General features: G+C 56.9%; 16 protein-coding genes. 3 read left to right on the forward strand and 13 right to left on the reverse strand.

Features of this window, described 5'->3' with window-relative positions; translation table 11 throughout:
• Position 1: 1 nt before the first annotated feature.
• Positions 2-1,429 carry a two component system sensor histidine kinase QseE/GlrK gene (gene qseE / locus ABR39_RS09820; protein ID WP_123138615.1) on the reverse strand — a complete coding sequence of 476 codons (1,428 nt, stop codon included), beginning with the start codon at positions 1,427-1,429 and terminating at the stop codon, positions 2-4.
• Positions 1,430-1,962: 533 nt separating this feature from the next.
• Positions 1,963-5,850: a phosphoribosylformylglycinamidine synthase gene (purL, locus tag ABR39_RS09825; RefSeq protein ID WP_047346774.1), complete on the reverse strand. Its 3,888-nt coding sequence runs from the start codon at positions 5,848-5,850 to the stop codon at positions 1,963-1,965.
• 268 nt (positions 5,851-6,118) lie between these two features.
• Between purL and mltF the strand changes: the two genes are divergently transcribed.
• Positions 6,119-7,669, forward strand: coding sequence for a membrane-bound lytic murein transglycosylase MltF (mltF, locus tag ABR39_RS09830; protein WP_047346775.1), 1,551 nt, complete (start codon positions 6,119-6,121; stop codon positions 7,667-7,669).
• Here the strand turns inward: mltF and tadA are convergent.
• The 4 genes from tadA to murQ all read right to left on the reverse strand — a co-directional run bounded on the left by tadA (position 7,557) and on the right by murQ (position 11,026).
• Positions 7,557-8,030, reverse strand: a complete 474-nt coding sequence (gene tadA / locus ABR39_RS24145; protein ID WP_430748974.1) for a tRNA adenosine(34) deaminase TadA — start codon at positions 8,028-8,030, stop codon at positions 7,557-7,559. The genes mltF and tadA overlap by 113 nt on opposite strands.
• Before the next feature lie 90 nt (positions 8,031-8,120).
• On the reverse strand, positions 8,121-8,756 hold the full coding sequence (yfhb, locus tag ABR39_RS09840) for a phosphatidylglycerophosphatase C (protein ID WP_047346777.1): 636 nt from the start codon (positions 8,754-8,756) through the stop codon (positions 8,121-8,123).
• Positions 8,757-8,759: 3 nt separating this feature from the next.
• Entirely contained in the window at positions 8,760-10,121 is a 1,362-nt protein-coding gene (locus tag ABR39_RS09845; protein ID WP_047346778.1) for a PTS transporter subunit EIIC, read from the reverse strand.
• Positions 10,122-10,132: 11 nt separating this feature from the next.
• The gene (gene murQ, locus ABR39_RS09850; RefSeq protein WP_047346779.1) at positions 10,133-11,026 is read right to left on the reverse strand and encodes an N-acetylmuramic acid 6-phosphate etherase; all 894 of its coding nucleotides are present in this window, start codon (positions 11,024-11,026) and stop codon (positions 10,133-10,135) included.
• 119 nt (positions 11,027-11,145) lie between these two features.
• On the opposite strand from murQ, the gene ABR39_RS09855 reads away from it, so the two are divergent.
• Both ABR39_RS09855 and ABR39_RS09860 read left to right on the forward strand, forming a co-directional pair.
• Positions 11,146-11,994 (forward strand): MurR/RpiR family transcriptional regulator, encoded by an 849-nt coding sequence (locus tag ABR39_RS09855; protein WP_023333056.1) that lies wholly within the window; start codon positions 11,146-11,148, stop codon positions 11,992-11,994.
• A gap of 62 nt (positions 11,995-12,056) precedes the next feature.
• Positions 12,057-12,317, forward strand: a complete 261-nt coding sequence (locus ABR39_RS09860) for a YfhL family 4Fe-4S dicluster ferredoxin (RefSeq protein ID WP_008502177.1) — start codon at positions 12,057-12,059, stop codon at positions 12,315-12,317.
• Here the strand turns inward: ABR39_RS09860 and acpS are convergent.
• From acpS to lepA, 7 genes are all read right to left on the reverse strand, one after another.
• Entirely contained in the window at positions 12,314-12,694 is a 381-nt protein-coding gene (acpS, locus tag ABR39_RS09865; protein WP_047346780.1) for a holo-ACP synthase, read from the reverse strand. The two genes, ABR39_RS09860 and acpS, sit on opposite strands and share 4 nt — an antisense overlap.
• Positions 12,694-13,425 carry a pyridoxine 5'-phosphate synthase gene (gene pdxJ, locus ABR39_RS09870; protein WP_047346781.1) on the reverse strand — a complete coding sequence of 244 codons (732 nt, stop codon included), beginning with the start codon at positions 13,423-13,425 and terminating at the stop codon, positions 12,694-12,696. Before pdxJ ends, acpS begins: the two co-directional genes overlap by 1 nt.
• A 75-nt stretch (positions 13,426-13,500) precedes the next feature.
• Complete coding sequence (gene recO / locus ABR39_RS09875; protein WP_047346782.1) at positions 13,501-14,208, reverse strand: DNA repair protein RecO; 708 nt, start codon at positions 14,206-14,208, stop codon at positions 13,501-13,503.
• A 17-nt stretch (positions 14,209-14,225) separates the two neighbouring features.
• Positions 14,226-15,131 (reverse strand): GTPase Era, encoded by a 906-nt coding sequence (gene era / locus ABR39_RS09880; protein WP_006176722.1) that lies wholly within the window; start codon positions 15,129-15,131, stop codon positions 14,226-14,228.
• Positions 15,128-15,808: a ribonuclease III gene (gene rnc / locus ABR39_RS09885; protein WP_003860711.1), complete on the reverse strand. Its 681-nt coding sequence runs from the start codon at positions 15,806-15,808 to the stop codon at positions 15,128-15,130. Before rnc ends, era begins: the two co-directional genes overlap by 4 nt.
• Positions 15,809-16,030: 222 nt before the next feature.
• Positions 16,031-17,005, reverse strand: a complete 975-nt coding sequence (gene lepB, locus ABR39_RS09890) for a signal peptidase I (protein WP_047346783.1) — start codon at positions 17,003-17,005, stop codon at positions 16,031-16,033.
• A 15-nt stretch (positions 17,006-17,020) separates the two neighbouring features.
• The gene (gene lepA, locus ABR39_RS09895; RefSeq protein WP_047346784.1) at positions 17,021-18,820 is read right to left on the reverse strand and encodes a translation elongation factor 4; all 1,800 of its coding nucleotides are present in this window, start codon (positions 18,818-18,820) and stop codon (positions 17,021-17,023) included.
• Positions 18,821-18,975: the final 155 nt, after the last annotated feature.

Here is an 18,975-nt window from a genome sequence, read left to right on the forward strand (position 1 = left end):
TTTATTGGTTTTTCCGGCTCAGGGGCAGTTCGATACGGAAGCAAACGTCTGAACGTTCGTCCGTGGCAATATTTAGCTCGCCCTGCATGCGTCGAATACAGTCCCGGGCGATGCTTAAGCCAAGACCGCTTCCTTTAACCGCACCTTTCCGCTGATGACTGCCCTGAAAAAAGGGTTCGAAGATCATCGCTTTTTCGTCATCGGGGATCGGGGTGCCGGTGTTTGCGACGTCAATAAACACCCGTGAACCATTCGTATAGCTTCGGATATAAATGTTACCGGATTCAGTACCATAGTGCACCGCATTGGAGTAAAGATTATCCAGAACGCTCATCAGCAGCATGGGTTCCGCCAGGCACGCTGGCGCATTCAGTTCAACACCGGTATGCATCATTTTAGCTCTTGCCGGCAAGCTATGGGCGGAGATCACCATATCCACCAGCGGTTCAATCTCGACGTCCTCCAGTACAACCGCCCCGTCAGCCAGCTTGCGGTTGTAATCCAGCAGTTGCTCAATCAGCTTTTGCAGATTGCGGCTGCTGTTATCCAGGATCTCGACAATTTCTTTCTGTTCTGACGTAAGCGGGCCTGCCACTTCGTCCGCCAGCAGCTCCGTCCCTTCACGCATGCTGGCCAGCGGCGTTTTAAGCTCATGAGAGATATGGCGCAGGAACTGATGGCGCTGAGATTCGAGCCACGCCAGGCGTTCGGACAGCCAGATAATGCGCTGGCCGACGGAGCGCAGCTCGCGCGGTCCTTTAAAAGCGACCGTATCGCCGAGTGATTTCCCTTCCCCCAGGCGGTTGATCATCCGCTGAATACCCTTCACCGGGCCGATGATCATGCGGGTAAAGAGCACGACCAGCCCAAGGCTCACCAGGAACAGCACCAGCGCCTGCCAGCCGAAGAACTGGCCGCGCTCGGCAATCTCCTGCTGAAGCTGCTGGCCGCGAGAGAAAATCACCGTGCGCGTTGACTGCACCATCTCGGTGTTGGCGCTGGCAAAGGCCTCAAGGCGCGCGGCGGCGGCGGCATCCGGCCCGCTATTGTGGCACTGCAGCTGCGCAAGATCGTTTAAATCCTGACGTAACGCCTGATACAGTTTGTCGTCAGGCAGTACCCCCGCGTGCGCGTCCAGCATTTCGCTGTAGCGTTTACGCTGGCTCTGATAAACCTTTTCCAGCGTCCGATCGTCAAGCACGCAATACTGGCGATAGCTTCGCTCCATCTCCAGCGCGGCGTTGGTCATCGCCTCACTGCGTCTGGCATCTATAAGCGTCGTGCGGTTGGTCAATGCCGCCTGAGCACTCAGCGCGTTCAAACTTTGCCACGCCTGCCAGGCAAGGATCAGTAACGGCAGCAGGATCAGCAGGAAGGCCATCATGACGAGCTGTCGCAGGGAGCGGGGGAAAACGGGCCAGCGTTTCAACGCATTACTCTCTTAATGGGGGTTTACGCAGAGCGTAACTGAGTCTGCCCTTCAGATACAACAAAGCCGGGTAAAAACCCGGCTTTGTCATGGAATGAGGCGGTGCCTAACTCGACGTTTCGCCCTGGCCTGATAAAGCATCGCTATGATCAGTAGTTGGACGGCAGGCACCTTTTTGTGCGTCATTCGAAGTTTATGTAGCACGTCCCGAAGGGGCTGACATAAGAAGGTGAATGAGCCACTGGTTAATATTATGCAACACCCGTGCCATAATGCAAAACAAAAAATTAACGCTTTGATATATATGGTTTTTACTCATTTTTCCCGTTAGTTAACGGTTGAATGATTTCCAGGCTAAGTGTCGCTATTAAGCAACACCTTAACGTGAACCCGTACTGCCATATAAAAATCAATGAGTTAAGTGTCTCCTTTTGGAGACAGCGGCTTACCTTCTTTGTCGCAATTTTGCGACATGCATAAAAAAGCCCGGTCGCGCTACGCTTACCGGGCCTACAAGGTACCAGCTTTACAACTTAACCCAGCTGCTTACGCGCGTTGCGGAAGATACGCATCCACGGGCTGTCCTCGCCCCAGTTTTCCGGATGCCAGGAGTTGCTCACCGTGCGGAACACGCGCTCCGGGTGCGGCATCATGATGGTCGCACGGCCGCTTTCGCTGGTCACCGCCGTAATACCGTTGGCGGAACCGTTCGGGTTAGCCGGGTAGGTTTCAGTCACCTTGCCGAAGTTATCAACGAAGCGCAGCGCCACCAGGCCTTTGCTCTCAAGCTGAGCCAGATGCGCGGCATCACGCACTTCCACCTGACCTTCACCGTGGGAAACGGCGATTGGCATCTGCGAACCGACCATCCCCTGCAGCAGCAGAGACGGGCTTTGGGTCACTTCGACCAGGCTGAAGCGCGCTTCGAAGCGGTCAGACTGGTTACGCACAAAGCGCGGCCAGGCTTCGCTGCCCGGGATCAGCTCGCGCAGGTTAGACATCATCTGACAGCCGTTACACACGCCCAGCGCCAGCGTTTGCGGACGGTGGAAGAAGGTTTCGAACTCGTCACGCACGCGGCTGTTGAACAGGATGGACTTCGCCCAGCCTTCACCCGCGCCCAGCACGTCGCCGTAAGAGAAGCCGCCGCACGCCACCAGCGCCTGGAAATCTTCCAGACCGGTACGGCCCGCCAGCAGGTCGCTCATATGAACGTCGATAGCATCAAAGCCCGCGCGGTGGAAGGCAGCCGCCATCTCAACGTGGGAGTTGACGCCCTGCTCGCGCAGCACGGCCACTTTCGGACGCGCGCCCGTCGCAATGTACGGCGCGGCGATGTCTTCGTTGATGTCGAAAGAGAGCTTCACGTTCAGGCCTGGATCCTGGTCATTCGCCTTCGCGTTATGCTCCTGATCGGCACATTCCGGGTTATCACGCAGGCGCTGCATCTGCCAGGTGGTTTCCGCCCACCACATGCGCAGCGTGGTGCGGCTTTCGCTGAATACCGCATGGCCATCGGCTTCAATGACGAAGCGGTCGCCCTGAACGGCTTTACCCAGATAATGCACGCAGTCTGCCAGACCGTGCTTCGCAAGGATGGCTTCAACCGCATCGCGATCTGCCGCACGTACCTGAATCACCGCGCCCAGCTCTTCGTTGAACAGCGCCGCCAGGCGGTCTTCGCCAAGCGTTGCAATGTTCGCTTCCACGCCACAGTGGCCGGTGAAGGCCATCTCTGCCAGGGTTACCAGCAGGCCACCGTCGGAACGGTCGTGGTAGGCCAGCAGCTTACGCTGCGCAACCAGCGCCTGAATCGCATCGTAGAAGCCTTTCAACTGCGCCACGTCGCGCACGTCGGCAGGCTTATCACCCAGCTGACGGTAAACCTGCGCCAGCGCCGTGGCACCCAGCGCGTTATGCCCTTTGCCCAGGTCAATCAGCAGCAGGGCGTTGTCTTCGGTCACGAGCTGTGGCGTAACGGTATGACGCACGTCTTCCACGCGCGCAAACGCGGAGATGATCAGCGACAGCGGAGAGGTGATCTCGCGCTGCTCGCTGCCTTCCTGCCAGCGGGTCTTCATCGACATGGAGTCTTTACCCACCGGAATGGTCAGCCCCAGCGCAGGACAGAGCTCTTCACCCACCGCTTTTACGGCTTCGTAGAGGCCTGCGTCTTCACCCGGGTGACCGGCTGCGGCCATCCAGTTCGCGGAAAGTTTGATGCGCTTGATATCGCCAATCTGCGTCGCGGCGATATTGGTCAGGGCTTCACCCACGGCCAGACGAGCAGACGCGGCGAAGTCCAGCAGCGCGACCGGCGTACGTTCACCCAGCGCCATCGCTTCACCATAGTAGCTGTCGAGGCTCGCGGTGGTCACGGCGCAGTTCGCCACCGGGATCTGCCACGGGCCCACCATCTGATCGCGCGATACCATACCGGTCACGGTACGGTCGCCGATGGTCACGAGGAAAGTTTTCTCTGCCACAGCAGGCAGGTGCAGCACGCGGTTGACCGCTTCTGCCACGGTAATGCCCTGGCGATCCAGCGCTTTGCCTGCCGCTTTACGGGTCTGCACGTCGCGGGTCATTTTCGGCGTCTTACCGAGCAGAACGTCCAGCGGCAGATCGATAGGCTGGTTGTCGAAATGGGTGTCGCTTAAGGACAGGTGTTTCTCTTTGGTCGCTTCACCGATGACGGCATACGGCGCGCGCTCGCGGCGGCACAGCTCGTCAAACAGCGGCAGTTGATCCGCGGCAACCGCCAGAACATAACGTTCCTGAGATTCGTTACACCAGATTTCCAGCGGGCTCATGCCTGGCTCATCGCTCAGGATATCGCGCAGGTTGAAACGGCCACCGCGACCGCCGTCGCTGACCAGCTCCGGCATGGCGTTAGACAGACCGCCCGCGCCAACGTCATGAATAAAGAGGATCGGGTTCGCGTCGCCCAGCTGCCAGCAGCGGTCGATCACTTCCTGACAGCGACGTTCCATTTCCGGGTTATCGCGCTGAACGGACGCAAAGTCGAGATCCGCATCAGACTGACCGGAGGTCATAGAAGAAGCCGCTCCGCCGCCCAGGCCGATGTTCATCGCCGGGCCACCCAGTACGATCAGCTTCGCACCAACGACGATCTCGCCTTTCTGCACGTGATCGGCGCGAATGTTGCCGATCCCGCCCGCCAGCATGATCGGTTTGTGGTAGCCGCGCAGCTCTTCGCCGTTGTGGCTCTCCACTTTCTCTTCATAGGTACGGAAGTAACCGTTCAGTGCCGGACGGCCAAATTCGTTGTTGAACGCCGCGCCGCCCAGCGGGCCGTCGGTCATGATATCCAGCGCGGTCACGATGCGTTCCGGCTTGCCGAAATCTTCTTCCCACGGCTGCTCGAAGCCCGGGATACGCAGGTTGGAGACGGAGAAACCGACCAGGCCTGCTTTTGGTTTAGCCCCGCGACCGGTCGCACCTTCGTCACGGATTTCACCGCCGGAGCCGGTCGCCGCACCCGGCCACGGGGAGATGGCCGTCGGGTGGTTATGGGTTTCGACCTTCATCAGGATATGCGCAGGCTCCTGATGGAAGTCATAGCGCCCTGCTTCGCGATCGGCGAAGAAGCGGCCCACCTCGGAACCCTCCATCACCGCGGCGTTGTCTTTGTAGGCAGACAGCACGTGGTCAGGAGTTTTCTCCATGGTGTTTTTAATCATTTTGAACAGCGACTTCGGCTGCTGTTCGCCGTCGATGACCCAGTCGGCATTAAAAATCTTATGGCGGCAGTGCTCAGAGTTCGCCTGCGCGAACATGTAGAGTTCGATGTCGTTCGGGTTACGGTTGAGCTTAACAAACGCGTCCTGCAGGTAGTCGATTTCGTCTTCTGCCAGCGCCAGTCCAAGACGCAGGTTGGCGTCAATCAGCGCCTGACGGCCCTGCCCCAGCAGGTCTACGCTCTGTACCGGCGCTGGCTGGTGGTGAGAGAAAAGCTTCTGTGCGTCATCGAGAGAGGCAAATACGCTCTCCATCATGCGATCGTGCAGCTCGGCCGCCACTGCCTGCCACTGGGCTTCGCTCAGGGTCGACGCTTCCACGTAGTACGCTACGCCGCGTTCCAGACGGTTAATCTGACTCAGACCACAGTTGTGGGCGATGTCGGTGGCTTTGGAAGACCAGGGGGAGATGGTGCCCGGACGAGGCGTCGCAAGGATCAGTTTGCCGGTTGGCGTATGGCTGCTCAGGCTTGGGCCATACTTGAGCAGGCGTTCCAGCTGTACGCGCTCCTCTGCATTCAGGGGGGCATTCAGGTCAGCAAAATGGACATACTCAGCGTAAATATTGCTTACCGGAAGGTCGGCCGCCTGAAAACGTGCCAGCAGTTTGTTAATACGGAAGGCAGACAGTGCAGGCGAACCACGCAGAATTTCCATCATAAGTCTCTCGTCTTCGAAGCGCCGGGGCGCTTACAGTGTGCGCAAGGGGGGGAAAACGGGCGTCATTATAAAGAATCCTGAGCGCCGACGAAACCGTTTGCGTCGAAATAAAATCAGCACAGACGTTTAACAATAGATGTGACCTGTATCTCTAATTGGTTGCCAAGTGGCGCAAGTTTACGCAAAATGCCGCTCATTCAATGGCAAACCTTAATGTTAACATGGCTACAGCAGACTGAGGCAACCGGCGTCGCAGAGAATTAACTAATTGAAAAAATTAAAGATTAATTATCTGCTCATCGGCATTGTAACGTTGCTGCTGGCAGTGGCCCTCTGGCCTTCCATCCCCTGGTTCGGCAAAGCCGAAAACCGTATCGCCGCCATTCAGGAGCGGGGGGAATTGCGCGTCAGTACCCTCAACTCCCCGCTGATTTACAGCGACATCAACGGCAAAATCATTGGTCTGGATTATGAACTGGCGCAGCAGTTCGCCGATTATCTTGGCGTGAAGCTTAAAATTACCGTCCGCCAGAATATCAACCAGCTGTTTGATGACCTCGATAACGACGATGCCGATATGCTGGCCGCCGGGCTGGTGTATAACAGCGAGCGCAGCAAGAACTACCAGCCGGGCCCAACCTACTACTCCGTTTCGCAACAGCTGGTCTATCGCGTCGGGAGCCTGCGTCCGCGCTCGCTGGCGTCAATTAACGATCGGCAGCTGACGATTGCCCCCGGCCACGTGGTGATTGACGATTTGCGCGAGCTCAAGGAGAAGAAATACCCAGACCTGAGCTGGACGGTGGATCCTAAGCTCGGCACGACCGAGCTGCTGGAGCAGGTAAAAGATCAGAAAGTGCCGTACACCATCGCCGATTCGGTCGCAATCAGCCTGTTCCAGCGCGTGCATCCTGAAATCGCCGTGGCGCTGGACGTCACCGACGAGCAGCCCGTTACCTGGTTTACCCAGCTCGACGACGATCAGACCCTCTCTGCCGCGATGCTCGATTTCTTCAACACCATCAATGAAGACGGTACCCTGGCGCGTCTGGAGGAGAAGTACCTCGGCCACGGTGATGACTTTGACTACGTTGACACCCGCAGCTTCCTCCGCGCGGTAGATAGCGTCCTGCCGGACCTGCAGCCGTTGTTCGAAAAATACGCCCAGGAGATTGACTGGAAACTGCTGGCGGCTATCTCATATCAGGAATCCCACTGGGATACTCAGGCCACCTCTCCCACGGGCGTACGTGGTTTGATGATGTTAACCAAAAATACCGCGCTGAGCCTGGGCGTGAATGACCGTACCGATGCCGAGCAGAGCATCAGCGGCGGCGCGCGCTACCTGCAAGATATGATGGCCAAAGTACCGGAAACGGTGCCGGAAGAAGAGCGGATCTGGTTCGCGCTGGCGGCCTACAATATGGGCTACGCGCATATGCTTGATGCACGCGCGCTGACGGCGAAAACCAAAGGTAACCCGGACAGCTGGTCAGACGTTAAACAGCGCCTGCCGCTGCTGAGCCAGAAGCCATGGTATAACAAGCTGACATACGGCTACGCGCGCGGCCATGAAGCCTACGCCTACGTGGAAAATATCCGTAAATATCAGATTAGCCTTGTCGGGTATCTGCTGGAGAAAGAGAAAGAGGCGACAGAAGCAAAGCAGCTGGCGCAAAGTTACCCGGTCGTGGCGCCGGACGAACTTAATCGTCCGACAGCTTCAATTCTGCCTTTTGCTGCTTTTTCTGCTGACGGCGCATTCGAAAGAAATCGCTTAATAGCCCCGAACACTCTGGTGCAAGCACCCCACCGATAGTCTTCACCTGGTGATTCATTCCAGGATGACCCAGCACGTCCATCAGCGAACCGGCCGCGCCGGTTTTTTCATCCCGCGCCCCGAAGACCAGGGTACCGATCCGGCCGTGCACCATCGCGCCGGAGCACATCACGCACGGCTCCAGCGTCACATACAGCGTGGTCTCAAGCAGGCGATAGTTTTGCAGCACAAGACCGCCCTGGCGAAGCGCCATGATTTCAGCATGGGCGGTAGGATCGTGGCGGCCAATGGGACGGTTCCACCCTTCGCCAATCACCTGATTATTGTGGACCAGCACGGCACCCACGGGCACTTCGCCCTCGTCCCAGGCGCGCTGAGCGAGCGTTAGCGCATGGCGCATCCAGTATTCATGTGAGAATTCAGGGTAGGACAACGGTTAATACTCCAGTCGAAAAGCGGGCGGCATTATACACGCCCGTTTTAGAGAAGACTATTCGAGTTGCTGCAGTTCCCCCGCAGGAGTGACGCGCCAGCGATGCTGGCAAAAATAGAGCAGCGGGTTGTCCTGCTTGCTGTCGCTGTAGCCGCTGTAAAGGCGCAGCGGCGTACCGATGCGTTTCTCCAGCTGCACCACTTTTTCATGCCCAAGGCAGCGCAGAGTCAGCACCCAACCGCCGTAACCTCGGGCGATTTGCGTGGCGATAAGATTCACACGCGGAAGCCAGGGGGTATCAAAATAGACCTGCTCCACCAGCGTCTGCGGGGAGCCGGTAATGAGCCAGATGTCGGCATCGTTGGCGTCGAGGTAGGCAGTAAGGCGCGCCTGCACCACCGGAAAGGCAGCGACGTGGCCGCGAAACCAGTGTGCAAAATCCTGTTCAAGCTGTTTGAGCCGCGCTTCGCTGTGTCCAAACGTGCATCCCCAGAGCAGCAGGCTCATCGGCCATCGCGCCGCGCGGCCTTTCACCAGCAGCGCGATACCGATCGCCGGTAAGAGCGGCAGCACGAGCAGCGCATTCAAAGGCTGACGCCGCAGCAGGTAGCGCATAAACGTACCAAACATATCCTGCTGATGCAGCGTTCCATCCAGGTCAAAAAAGACAATGCGACGCGCGTGATTGGCCAAACCTTACTCCTCTGGGTCGTTGAATCCTAACAGCCAGGTAAACAGGAACCCGGCGATCACCGCCACTAAATAGCCTAACAGATAGAGCATGACTTTTCCGGTCACGATGGTTAATGCCAGCGGTAAACCGGAAAGTCCAAAAGTAATCACGGTAGCGACTTTCCAGTAGCTGATCAGCGCCCCGCCTACCGCACCGCCCAGACACGCCGCGAGGAACGGTTTACCCAGCGGCAGCGTGACGCCGAAAATCAGCGGTTCGCCAATGCCGAGCAGCCCGACCGGGAGCGCACCTTTGATTACTTTTTTCAGACGCGCGTTGCGGGTTTTCATCAGTACTGCTATCGCCGCGCCGACCTGCCCCACCCCCGCCATCGACAGGATAGGCAGCAGCGCGTTAGAGCCGTGCGCCTGCACCAGCTCGACGTGGATCGGCACCAGCCCCTGATGCAGGCCGGTCAGCACCAGCGGCAGGAAGGTTCCCGACAGCACCGCCCCCACTAACAGGCCGCCGCGGTCAATCGCCAGAGACGCGCCGTGGGCGATGGCTTCAGAAATCCAGCCGCCTAACGGCTGGAGGGCCACCACCGCGACGCTACCGGTAATGAGCGTGGTCAGCAGCGGGTTCAGGATAAGCTCAATCGAGCCGGGCAGAACCGCGCGAAGCCTTTTCTCGATCCAGCACATCAGAATGACCACCAGCAGCACCGCAATCACCCCGCCGCGGCCCGGCTGAAGCGCCTCACCAAACAGCGTTATCTGCGCCAGCTGCGGGCTGGACAAGATCCCTGCCATTACCCCGCCCATGGCCAGCGATCCGCCAAACACCTTTGCGGTATTCACCCCAACCAGAATGTTCATGATGGCAAACACCGCGCTGCCGAAGATCCCCAGGATACCCAACAGGTTCGGATACTGAGTGGCAAAATCGCCTACAATATCCGGTCGCTTGAGGATATTGATGATCCCGGTGATCAGGCCCGAGGCAATAAACGCCGGGATCAGCGGGATAAAGACGTTTGCCAGCTGGCGCAGCGCATCGCTCATGGGAGCTTTGTATTTGGCCTTCGCCTGCGCTTTGGTGCGTTCAGCATCGTCAATCGACGCGCTCGCGCCGCCGCCCATCAACGCGCGCATGGCATCCACCACCTGCGCCGCTTTCCCCGGCCCGACGATCAGCTGGTGCTGCTGGCCCTGTTTCACATAGCCGCTGACGCCGGAAAGCTGCTTCAGACGCGGCACGTCAAGCTGGTCGTCGCTATGCACCTCGACGCGCACGCGCGTCATGCAGTTTTCGAGACGCTGAATATTCTTTTCCCCACCGATCCCCTGCAGGATATCGCTGGCGAGCGCTGCTGTTTTGTCCATACACGCCTCTGTTAGTTTTCTAATGCCGCCCGTAAGAAGCCATTATGCGCGGCGAGTTTGGCTCTCGCGGCAGCCGCATCCAGCCCGCTCAGGATCATCAGAATGGCCGGTTTAACGTCGTGATCGGTTTGTTTGAGTACGGTTTCCGCCTCTTCGCGGCCTGCGCCTGTCGCTTCCATCACCATGCGGCAGGCTCTATCCACCAGCTTGACGTTAGTGGCCTGCATATCCACCATCAGGTTCTGATACACCTTGCCGAACTTCACCATCGCACCGGTGGAGATCATATTGAGCACCAGCTTTTGCGCGGTCCCGGATTTCAGACGCGTAGAGCCCGTCAGCGCTTCCGGCCCGACAACCGGCGAAATAGCGATAGCCGCCACCTGCGCAATCGGCGAGCCCGGATTACAGGAGATGGCCACCGTCGTGCAGCCCGTCTGTTTGGCGTATTCCAGGCCGCCAATGACGTACGGCGTGCGCCCGGATGCCGCCAGCCCGACCACCAGATCCTTCGCCGTCAGGTTCAGCGCCTTCAGGTCATCCTCACCCAGCTGTTTGTTATCTTCCGCGCCTTCAACGGCTTTCAGCAGCGCGCCGGGCCCACCCGCAATCAACCCGACCACCAGCCCGTGCGGCACCCCAAAGGTTGGCGGGCACTCAGACGCATCCAGAACCCCAAGACGACCGCTGGTTCCGGCTCCCATGTAGATAATACGACCACCGGCCTTGAGCGCTTGCGCCGCCGCATCGACCGCTTTCGCCACCTCGGGTAATGTCTCTTTCACTGCCTGCGCGACCAGCGTATCCTGTTGATTAAAGCGGTTAACCAGCTCCAGGGTGGAAAGTGCGTCCAGATCCATGGTTTGCGGGTTACGCGTTTCTGAAACAAGTGAGCCAAGATTCATCTTTATGTACCTCAAGAATTTTTAATTCATAATAATCACACTATAATGGAATATAAAATTCATTCAGGCGAGCAAAATTCGTATTTGCGCAGACAATCACATTTTCGCCAGGAGACCGTATGAACTGTTTAATTCGCATTCGCCAGCGTTATGCAGGCTTTGCTCAAAGCGACAAAAAACTGGCGGATTTTCTGCTTTCTCAACCCGATCGCGCGCGTCATCTCAGCTCGCAGCAGCTGGCGAGTGAAGCCGGCGTGAGCCAGTCCAGCGTGGTGAAATTTGCCCAGAAGATTGGCTTTAAGGGGTTCCCCGCCCTCAAGCTGGCGATCAGCGAAGCGCTGGTGAGCAACCCCAATCCGCAGTCTATGCCGGTGCATAATCAGATCCGCGGCGATGACCCGATGCGTCTGGTCGGCGAAAAGCTAATCAAAGAGAACGTGGCGGCCATGCATGCGACGCTCGATGTGAATACGGAAGAGAAGCTGCTGGAAAGCGTGGCGATGCTGCGCGGCGCCCGGCGTATCATTCTGACCGGCATCGGCGCGTCCGGTCTGGTAGCGCGTAACTTTGGCTGGAAGCTGACGAAAATTGGGCTTAACGCCATCGTCGAGCAGGATATGCATGCCCTGCTGGCGACCGTGCAGGCGATGGATCCTGACGATCTGCTGCTGGCGATCTCCTACTCCGGCGAGCGCCGTGAAATCAACATGGCCACAGATGAAGCCCTGCGCGTCGGCGGGAAAATTCTGGCGATCACCGGTTTTACGCCGAATGCCCTGCAGCAGCGGGCAACGCGCTGTTTATATACGATTGCCGAAGAGCAGGCCACGCGCAGCGCGGCTATTTCGTCCACCAGTGCGCAAATGATGCTGACGGACCTGCTGTTTATGGCGCTGGTGCAACAGGATCTGGAGCGTGCGCCCGAGCGCATTCGTCACAGCGAGGAGCTGGTAAAGAAACTGGTTTGAGCATGAGCACGTAATGAGCGTATAATGCCCGCCCTGTTTGTGTTGTTTCTGAGAATTTCCTGATGGCGCTGTTAATCACCAAAAAATGCATCAATTGCGATATGTGCGAACCCGAATGCCCGAACCAGGCCATTTCGATGGGCGACAGCATTTATGAGATTAACAGCGACCGCTGCACCGAATGCATCGGCCACTATGAAACGCCGACCTGTCAGAAAGTGTGCCCAATCCCGAATACCATCCTGAAGGATCCGGCACACGTCGAGAGCGAAGAGCAATTGTGGGATAAGTTTGTCCTGATGCATCACGCCGACAAACTCTAGCTTTCAATAATCACCGTCGCGCAAGCGTAGTGGCGTTCATCGGCGAGCGTCACGTGCATGTGATTCACGCCCAGCTTCTCAGCCAGCTTTTGCGCCTCGCCCCATAAACGCAGGCGTGGCTTACCCAGTTCATCGTTAAACACTTCAAACTGGTTAAACGCCAGGCCATTACGAATGCCGGTCCCGAAGGCTTTGGCGGCAGCCTCTTTTACCGCAAAGCGCTTCGCCAGGAAACGCACCGGCTGCTGATGCGCTTCCCAGATAGCCCATTCGTTATCGCTCAGCACGCGCCTTGCGAGGCGATCGCCGCTACGGGCGATCACCGCTTCAATGCGGGCTATTTCAACGATATCGGTGCCTAAGCCCAGAATGGCCATTACTGACGCGCTTCCTGCATCAGGCGTTTCATCTCTGAGACCGCCTCTTTCAGGCCGCTCATCACCGCACGGCCAATGATAGCGTGGCCGATATTCAGCTCGTGCATTTCCGGCAGGGCGGCGATGGCTTTAACGTTGTGGTAGGTCAGGCCGTGACCGGCGTTAACCTTCAGGCCCAGGCTTGAGGCATACGTGGCCGCTTTGGCGATACGCTCCAGCTCTTTGGCCTGTTCGGCATCGTTTTTGGCATCGGCATAGCAGCCGGTGTGGATTTCGATATACGGTGCACCCACGTCGGCCGCCGCTTTAATCTGGGCGAAATCGGCGTCAATAAACAGGGAAACCAGAATACCGGCATCCGCCAGACGTTTGCAGGCATCGCGCATTTTGTCGATCTGCCCGGCAACATCCAGACCGCCTTCGGTCGTCACTTCCTGACGCTTTTCAGGCACCAGGCAGCAGAAATGCGGCTGAGTCTCGCAGGCAATGGCCAGCATCTCTTCGGTAACCGCCATCTCCAGATTCATACGGGTGTCCAGCGTCTGACGCAGAATGCGCACGTCGCGGTCGGTGATATGGCGACGGTCTTCGCGCAGGTGAACGGTAATGCCGTCGGCGCCAGCCTGCTCGGCGATAAACGCCGCCTGAACCGGATCGGGATACGCCGTGCCGCGCGCATTACGCAGCGTGGCGATATGATCAATGTTGACGCCTAACAGTAATTCAGCCATGACAATCCTCGGTATTTTGGTTCATTTCTCTTCCCCCTCGCCCTCCGGGAGAGGGCTGGGGTGAGGGGTAAAACGTTAACGTTTCGGCACAAACTGCCTGAATAATTCGCGGCTCTTTAAGGGCTTGCCGCCAAGATACGGCTTGAGGGCAATGCGGGTAAAGCGTTTTGCCGCGCGCAGGGTGTCCTGGTCAGGAAACTCGCGCTCATACAGCGCCCGGAGCTGGCGCCCGGTGAACGTGCTGTTATCAATCACGACGCTGGCGATAAAACCTTTTTCTTCCCGATACCGGTAGGTCATCCCGTCTTCAACCTCGTCTCCACTTCCCGCACAATGCAGAAAATCGACGCCGTAGCCAAGATGCCCCAGCAGCGCCAGTTCAAAACGGCGCAGGGCGGGTTCGGGCGTGCCGGCTGCGCCAGCCAGCGCCTGGATACAGTGCAGATAATCGAAGAAAAGTTCAGAGAAACGAGTCTCATGCTCAAGAACCCGTGAGATGAGTTCATTGACGTACAGGCCGCTGTAGAGCGTGATACCGGAAAGGGGGAGCGCCAGAGAGACGGCTTCGGCACTGCGCAGGGTTTTGACTTCCCCACGCCCGCCAAAGCGAACCAGCAGCGGTGTGAAAGGCTGTAAGGCACCTTTCAGATTAGAACGTTTGGAACGTGCGCCTTTCGCAACAAGGCGCACGCGGCCCGACTCTTCCGTGAAGACGTCCAGCATGAGGCTGGTTTCGCTCCAGGGACGACTATGCAGGACAAAGGCACGCTGCCATCCATCCATATGCGCGTCGTCTTGGTTTACTGGTCTTCGCCGTAACCGAGGCTGCGCAGAGCACGCTCATCATCGGCCCAGCCAGATTTCACTTTCACCCACAGTTCCAGGTGAACGGGTGCTTCGAACATTTCCATCATGTCTTTACGGGCTTCAATACCGATGGTTTTGATCTTGGCACCTTTGTTGCCGATCACCATCTTCTTCTGCCCTTCGCGCTCAACGAGGATCAGGCCGTTGATGTCGTAGCCACCGCGCTCGTTGGTCTGGAAACGCTCGATCTCCACCGTCACAGAGTACGGCAGCTCAGCGCCCAGGAAACGCATCAGCTTTTCACGGATGATTTCCGACGCCATAAAGCGCTGAGAACGATCGGTGATGTAGTCTTCCGGGAAGTGATGAATCGCTTCCGGGAGATGCTTACGCACGATGCCCGCAATGGTATCAACGTTCAGGCCGGTCTCAGCAGACAGCGGAACGATGTCGAGGAAGTTCATCTGGCTACCCAGCCACTGCAGATGCGGCAGCAGGTCGGCCTTTTCCTGCACGTTGTCAACTTTGTTGACCGCGAGGATGACCGGCGTTTTACCGTCACGCAGCTTGTTCAGCACCATCTCGTCGTCCGGCGTCCAGCGGGTGCCTTCAACAACGAAAATCACCAGCTCTACGTCGCCAATCGAGCTGCTCGCCGCCTTGTTCATCAGACGGTTAATGGCACGCTTCTCTTCCATGTGCAGGCCCGGGGTATCGACGTAGATCGCCTGATACGCGCCTTCAGTATGGATGCCGACAATACGGTGACGCGTGGTCTGCGCCTTACGAGAGGTGATAGAAATCTTCTGCCCAAGCAGATTATTCAACAAGGTGGATTTGCCGACGTTCGGACGTCCGACGATGGCAATAAATCCGCAATAGGTTTTTTCTTCGCTCATTCCAGCTCCAGCATTTTTAACGCCTGTTCGGCGGCAGCCTGTTCAGCCTTACGACGGCTAGAACCTGTGCCCACCACCGGTTCACTCAGGCCACTGACCTGGCAATGGATGGTAAATTCCTGATCGTGCGCTTCGCCACGTACCTGCACTACCAGATAAGATGGCAGCGGCAGATGACGACCCTGCAAATATTCCTGCAGACGCGTTTTCGGATCTTTTTGTTTATCGCCCGGGCTGATTTCGTCCAGACGGGTCTGATACCAGTTGAGGATCAGCTTTTCTACGGTCTGGATATCGCTGTCCAGGAACACACCACCAATTAATGCTTCGACCGTATCGGCAAGAATAGATTCACGACGGAAGCCGCCGCTTTTCAGTTCACCCGGCCCAAGACGCAGACATTCGCCCAGTTCAAATTCGCGCGCGATTTCCGCAAGGGTATTACCCCGAACCAGCGTGGCACGCATGCGGCTCATATCACCTTCATCCACGCGCGGGAAACGATGATAAAGCGCATTCGCAATCACGAAACTTAAAATAGAGTCGCCTAAAAACTCGAGTCGCTCATTATGTTTGCTGCTGGCACTGCGGTGGGTTAATGCCTGTTGCAACAACTCCTGATGATGAAAAGTGTAGCCCAGCTTCCGTTGAAGCCGATTAATTACGATGGGGTTCATGCGATACCAATAAATGAATGCGTCAAAAATGCAGCACACGAAACCGACCTGAGAAAACCAACGCGGTTTCGTGTGCCGTGGCACCCTTGCAGGGCCAACCTTAAACTTCGGGGGAATATTCTATACACAACGACAGGGGATGTCGTTAGTTCGAAGAGATTTATCGTGGAAATAATTCGCGTAACCGCTAATTAAAGCGGCTACGCGTTCATTTATTGAGAATTAATGGATTCCGCCAATACGATTCAGGCGTACTCCGGTCGGCCATTCGCCTTCCTGCTTCTCAAAACTCATCCAGATTGCGGTCGCTTTACCCACCAGATTCGCTTCCGGCACAAAGCCCCAGTAACGGCTATCGGCAGAGTTATCGCGGTTATCGCCCATCATGAAGTAATGGCCAGGCGGTACGATCCAGCTGGCAAGCTGCTGACCCGGCTGCTGGTAGTACATACCCAGCTGATCCTGCGCGATAGGCACGGTCAGGATGCGGTGGGTCACATCGCCCAGCGTCTCTTTGCGCTCAACCAGACGAATACCGTTCTCTTTGGTTTCACCTTTCGGTACCTGGAAGAACCCGCTGGTTGCTTCACCACCGTTACGACGCGCAAAGGTCTGCACAAAATCACTTGGCTCAACGTTTGAGTAGGTGATCGGCAGCGCATTTTCACATGCGGTACCGGAGCTGCAGCCCGGCTGAACGGTGACTTCTTTCGCAACCGGATCGTAAGTCACTTTATCACCCGGCAGACCGACCGCGCGCTTGATGTAGTCCAGGCGCGGATCTTCCGGATATTTGAATACCACGATGTCGCCGCGTTTCGGATGACCGGTTTCGATCAGCGTTTTCTGGTAGATAGGATCTTTAATGCCATAGGCAAACTTCTCTACCAGAATAAAATCACCAATCAGCAGCGTTGGCATCATTGACCCTGATGGGATCTGGAACGGCTCGTAAATAAACGAACGTACCACCAGCACAATGGCCAGCACCGGAAATACTGAGGCGCCCGTTTCCAGCCAGCCCGGTTTCGGGCCGACTTTCTTCAGGGTTTTCGCGTCAATCCCATCGCCCGTGGCTGCCTGCGCGGCAGCCTGACGTTCATGACGTTTTGGGGCGAAGATAAACTTATCCAGACACCACAGCAGACCTGTCACCAGGGTAGCAATGACCAGGATCAGGGCAAACATGTTCGCCATGCCAACTCCTTAGGGTTATTTGCCGTCTTTACCAACGTGAAGAATGGCAAGGAATGCTTCCTGCGGCAGCTCGACGTTACCGACCTGCTTCATACGCTTCTTACCTTCTTTCTGCTTCTGCAGCAGCTTTTTCTTACGGCTGACGTCACCGCCATAGCACTTCGCCAGAACGTTTTTACGCAGCTGTTTCACGGTAGAACGCGCGATAATGTGGTTGCCGATAGCCGCCTGAATCGCGATATCGAACTGCTGACGCGGGATCAGCTCTTTCATCTTCTCAACCAGTTCGCGGCCACGGTATGGCGCATTGTCGTTGTGGGTGATCAGCGCCAGCGCATCCACACGCTCGCCGTTGATCAGCACGTCCACACGCACCATGTTGGAGGCCTGGAAGCGTTTGAAGTTGTAATCCAGTGACGCATAGCCACGGGAGGTGGACTTCAGACGGTCAAAGAAGTCGAGAACCACTTCCGCCATTGGGATTTCATAGGTCAGCGCCACCTGGTTACCGTGGTAAACCATGTTGGTCTGCACGCCACGCTTCTCAATACACAGCGTAATGACGTTACCCAGGAACTCCTGCGGCAGCAGCATGTGACACTCGGCAATAGGCTCGCGCAGTTCATGAATGTTGTTCAGCGGCGGCAGCTTGGACGGACTGTCGACGTAGATCACTTCTTTCGAAGTGGTTTCAACTTCATACACTACTGTCGGTGCGGTGGTGATCAGATCCAGATCGTACTCACGCTCCAGACGCTCCTGAATGATCTCCATGTGCAGCAGACCGAGGAAGCCGCAGCGGAAGCCGAAGCCCAGCGCCGTAGAGCTTTCTGGCTCGTAGAACAGGGAAGCATCGTTCAAGCTCAGTTTACCGAGCGCATCACGGAAGTTTTCGTAGTCGTCAGAGCTGACCGGGAACAGACCCGCGTAAACCTGCGGTTTCACCTTTTTAAAGCCTGGCAGCGCTTTATCTGCCGGGTTACGCGCACCGGTCAGGGTATCGCCCACCGGCGCGCCGAGGATGTCTTTAATTGCGCAGACCAGCCAGCCTACCTCGCCGCACGTCAGCTCGGTACGGTCAACCTGTTTTGGCGTGAAGATACCCAGACGATCGGCGTTGTAGACCTGTCCGGTACTCATTACTTTGATTTTGTCGCCTTTACGCATGGTGCCGTTTTTAATACGCACCAGGGAGACAACGCCCAGGTAGTTATCGAACCAGGAGTCGATAATCAACGCCTGCAGTGGCGCATCCGGATCGCCTTCCGGAGCTGGAATATCACGTACCAGGCGTTCCAGCACGTCGGTTACGCCCACACCGGTTTTCGCGGAGCAGCGCACGGCATCGGTCGCGTCAATACCGACAATATCTTCAATCTCTTCCGCTACGCGCTCGGGATCGGCAGCTGGCAGGTCGATCTTGTTCAGAACCGGCACAACCTCGAGATCCATTTCCATCGCGGTGTAGCAGTTTGCCAGAGTCTGGGCTTCAACGCCCTGCCCGGCATCCACCACCAGCAGCGCGCCTTCACAGGCCGCCAGCGAGCGTGAAACCTCATAGGAGAAGTCAACGTGGCCTGGGGTGTCGATAAAGTTCAGCTGATAGGTTTCGCCATCAGTCGCTTTGTAATCAAGCGTTACGCTCTGCGCTTTAATGGTGATACCACGTTCGCGTTCCAGGTCCATGGAGTCCAGAACCTGGGCTTCCATTTCACGATCAGACAGGCCACCGCAAATCTGGATAATACGGTCAGACAGCGTCGACTTACCGTGGTCAATGTGAGCAATGATCGAAAAGTTACGTATGTTCTTCATATAGTTAAATAATTATGCCTTACGAATTCCTGGAGGCCGCTGTTCTTAGCCTGACGTTTTTCAGTGCGAAAACGCAGCATTCTACACTACATCCTCGCAACCTGGAAATGCACTTAGAGACAGGTATAGCGTGAAGAAAGGACGTTTTCTGTTTT

Source organism: Enterobacter genomosp. O (genome assembly GCF_001022965.1).
GTDB lineage: Bacteria > Pseudomonadota > Gammaproteobacteria > Enterobacterales > Enterobacteriaceae > Enterobacter > Enterobacter cloacae_L.

What these genes read in the sequence shown, in the direction of transcription:
- purL (WP_047346774.1), bottom strand. Translation starts at nt 5,850, where the DNA reads ATGATGGAAATTCTGCGTGGTTCGCCTGCACTGTCTGCCTTCCGTATT.
- tadA (WP_430748974.1), bottom strand. Translation starts at nt 8,030, where the DNA reads ATGCGCCATGCGCTAACGCTCGCTCAGCGCGCCTGGGACGAGGGCGAA.
- ABR39_RS09845 (WP_047346778.1), bottom strand. Translation starts at nt 10,121, where the DNA reads ATGGACAAAACAGCAGCGCTCGCCAGCGATATCCTGCAGGGGATCGGT.
- murQ (WP_047346779.1), bottom strand. Translation starts at nt 11,026, where the DNA reads ATGAATCTTGGCTCACTTGTTTCAGAAACGCGTAACCCGCAAACCATG.
- ABR39_RS09855 (WP_023333056.1), top strand. Translation starts at nt 11,146, where the DNA reads ATGAACTGTTTAATTCGCATTCGCCAGCGTTATGCAGGCTTTGCTCAA.
- ABR39_RS09860 (WP_008502177.1), top strand. Translation starts at nt 12,057, where the DNA reads ATGGCGCTGTTAATCACCAAAAAATGCATCAATTGCGATATGTGCGAA.
- acpS (WP_047346780.1), bottom strand. Translation starts at nt 12,694, where the DNA reads ATGGCCATTCTGGGCTTAGGCACCGATATCGTTGAAATAGCCCGCATT.
- pdxJ (WP_047346781.1), bottom strand. Translation starts at nt 13,425, where the DNA reads ATGGCTGAATTACTGTTAGGCGTCAACATTGATCATATCGCCACGCTG.
- recO (WP_047346782.1), bottom strand. Translation starts at nt 14,208, where the DNA reads ATGGATGGATGGCAGCGTGCCTTTGTCCTGCATAGTCGTCCCTGGAGC.
- era (WP_006176722.1), bottom strand. Translation starts at nt 15,131, where the DNA reads ATGAGCGAAGAAAAAACCTATTGCGGATTTATTGCCATCGTCGGACGT.
- rnc (WP_003860711.1), bottom strand. Translation starts at nt 15,808, where the DNA reads ATGAACCCCATCGTAATTAATCGGCTTCAACGGAAGCTGGGCTACACT.
- lepB (WP_047346783.1), bottom strand. Translation starts at nt 17,005, where the DNA reads ATGGCGAACATGTTTGCCCTGATCCTGGTCATTGCTACCCTGGTGACA.
- lepA (WP_047346784.1), bottom strand. Translation starts at nt 18,820, where the DNA reads ATGAAGAACATACGTAACTTTTCGATCATTGCTCACATTGACCACGGT.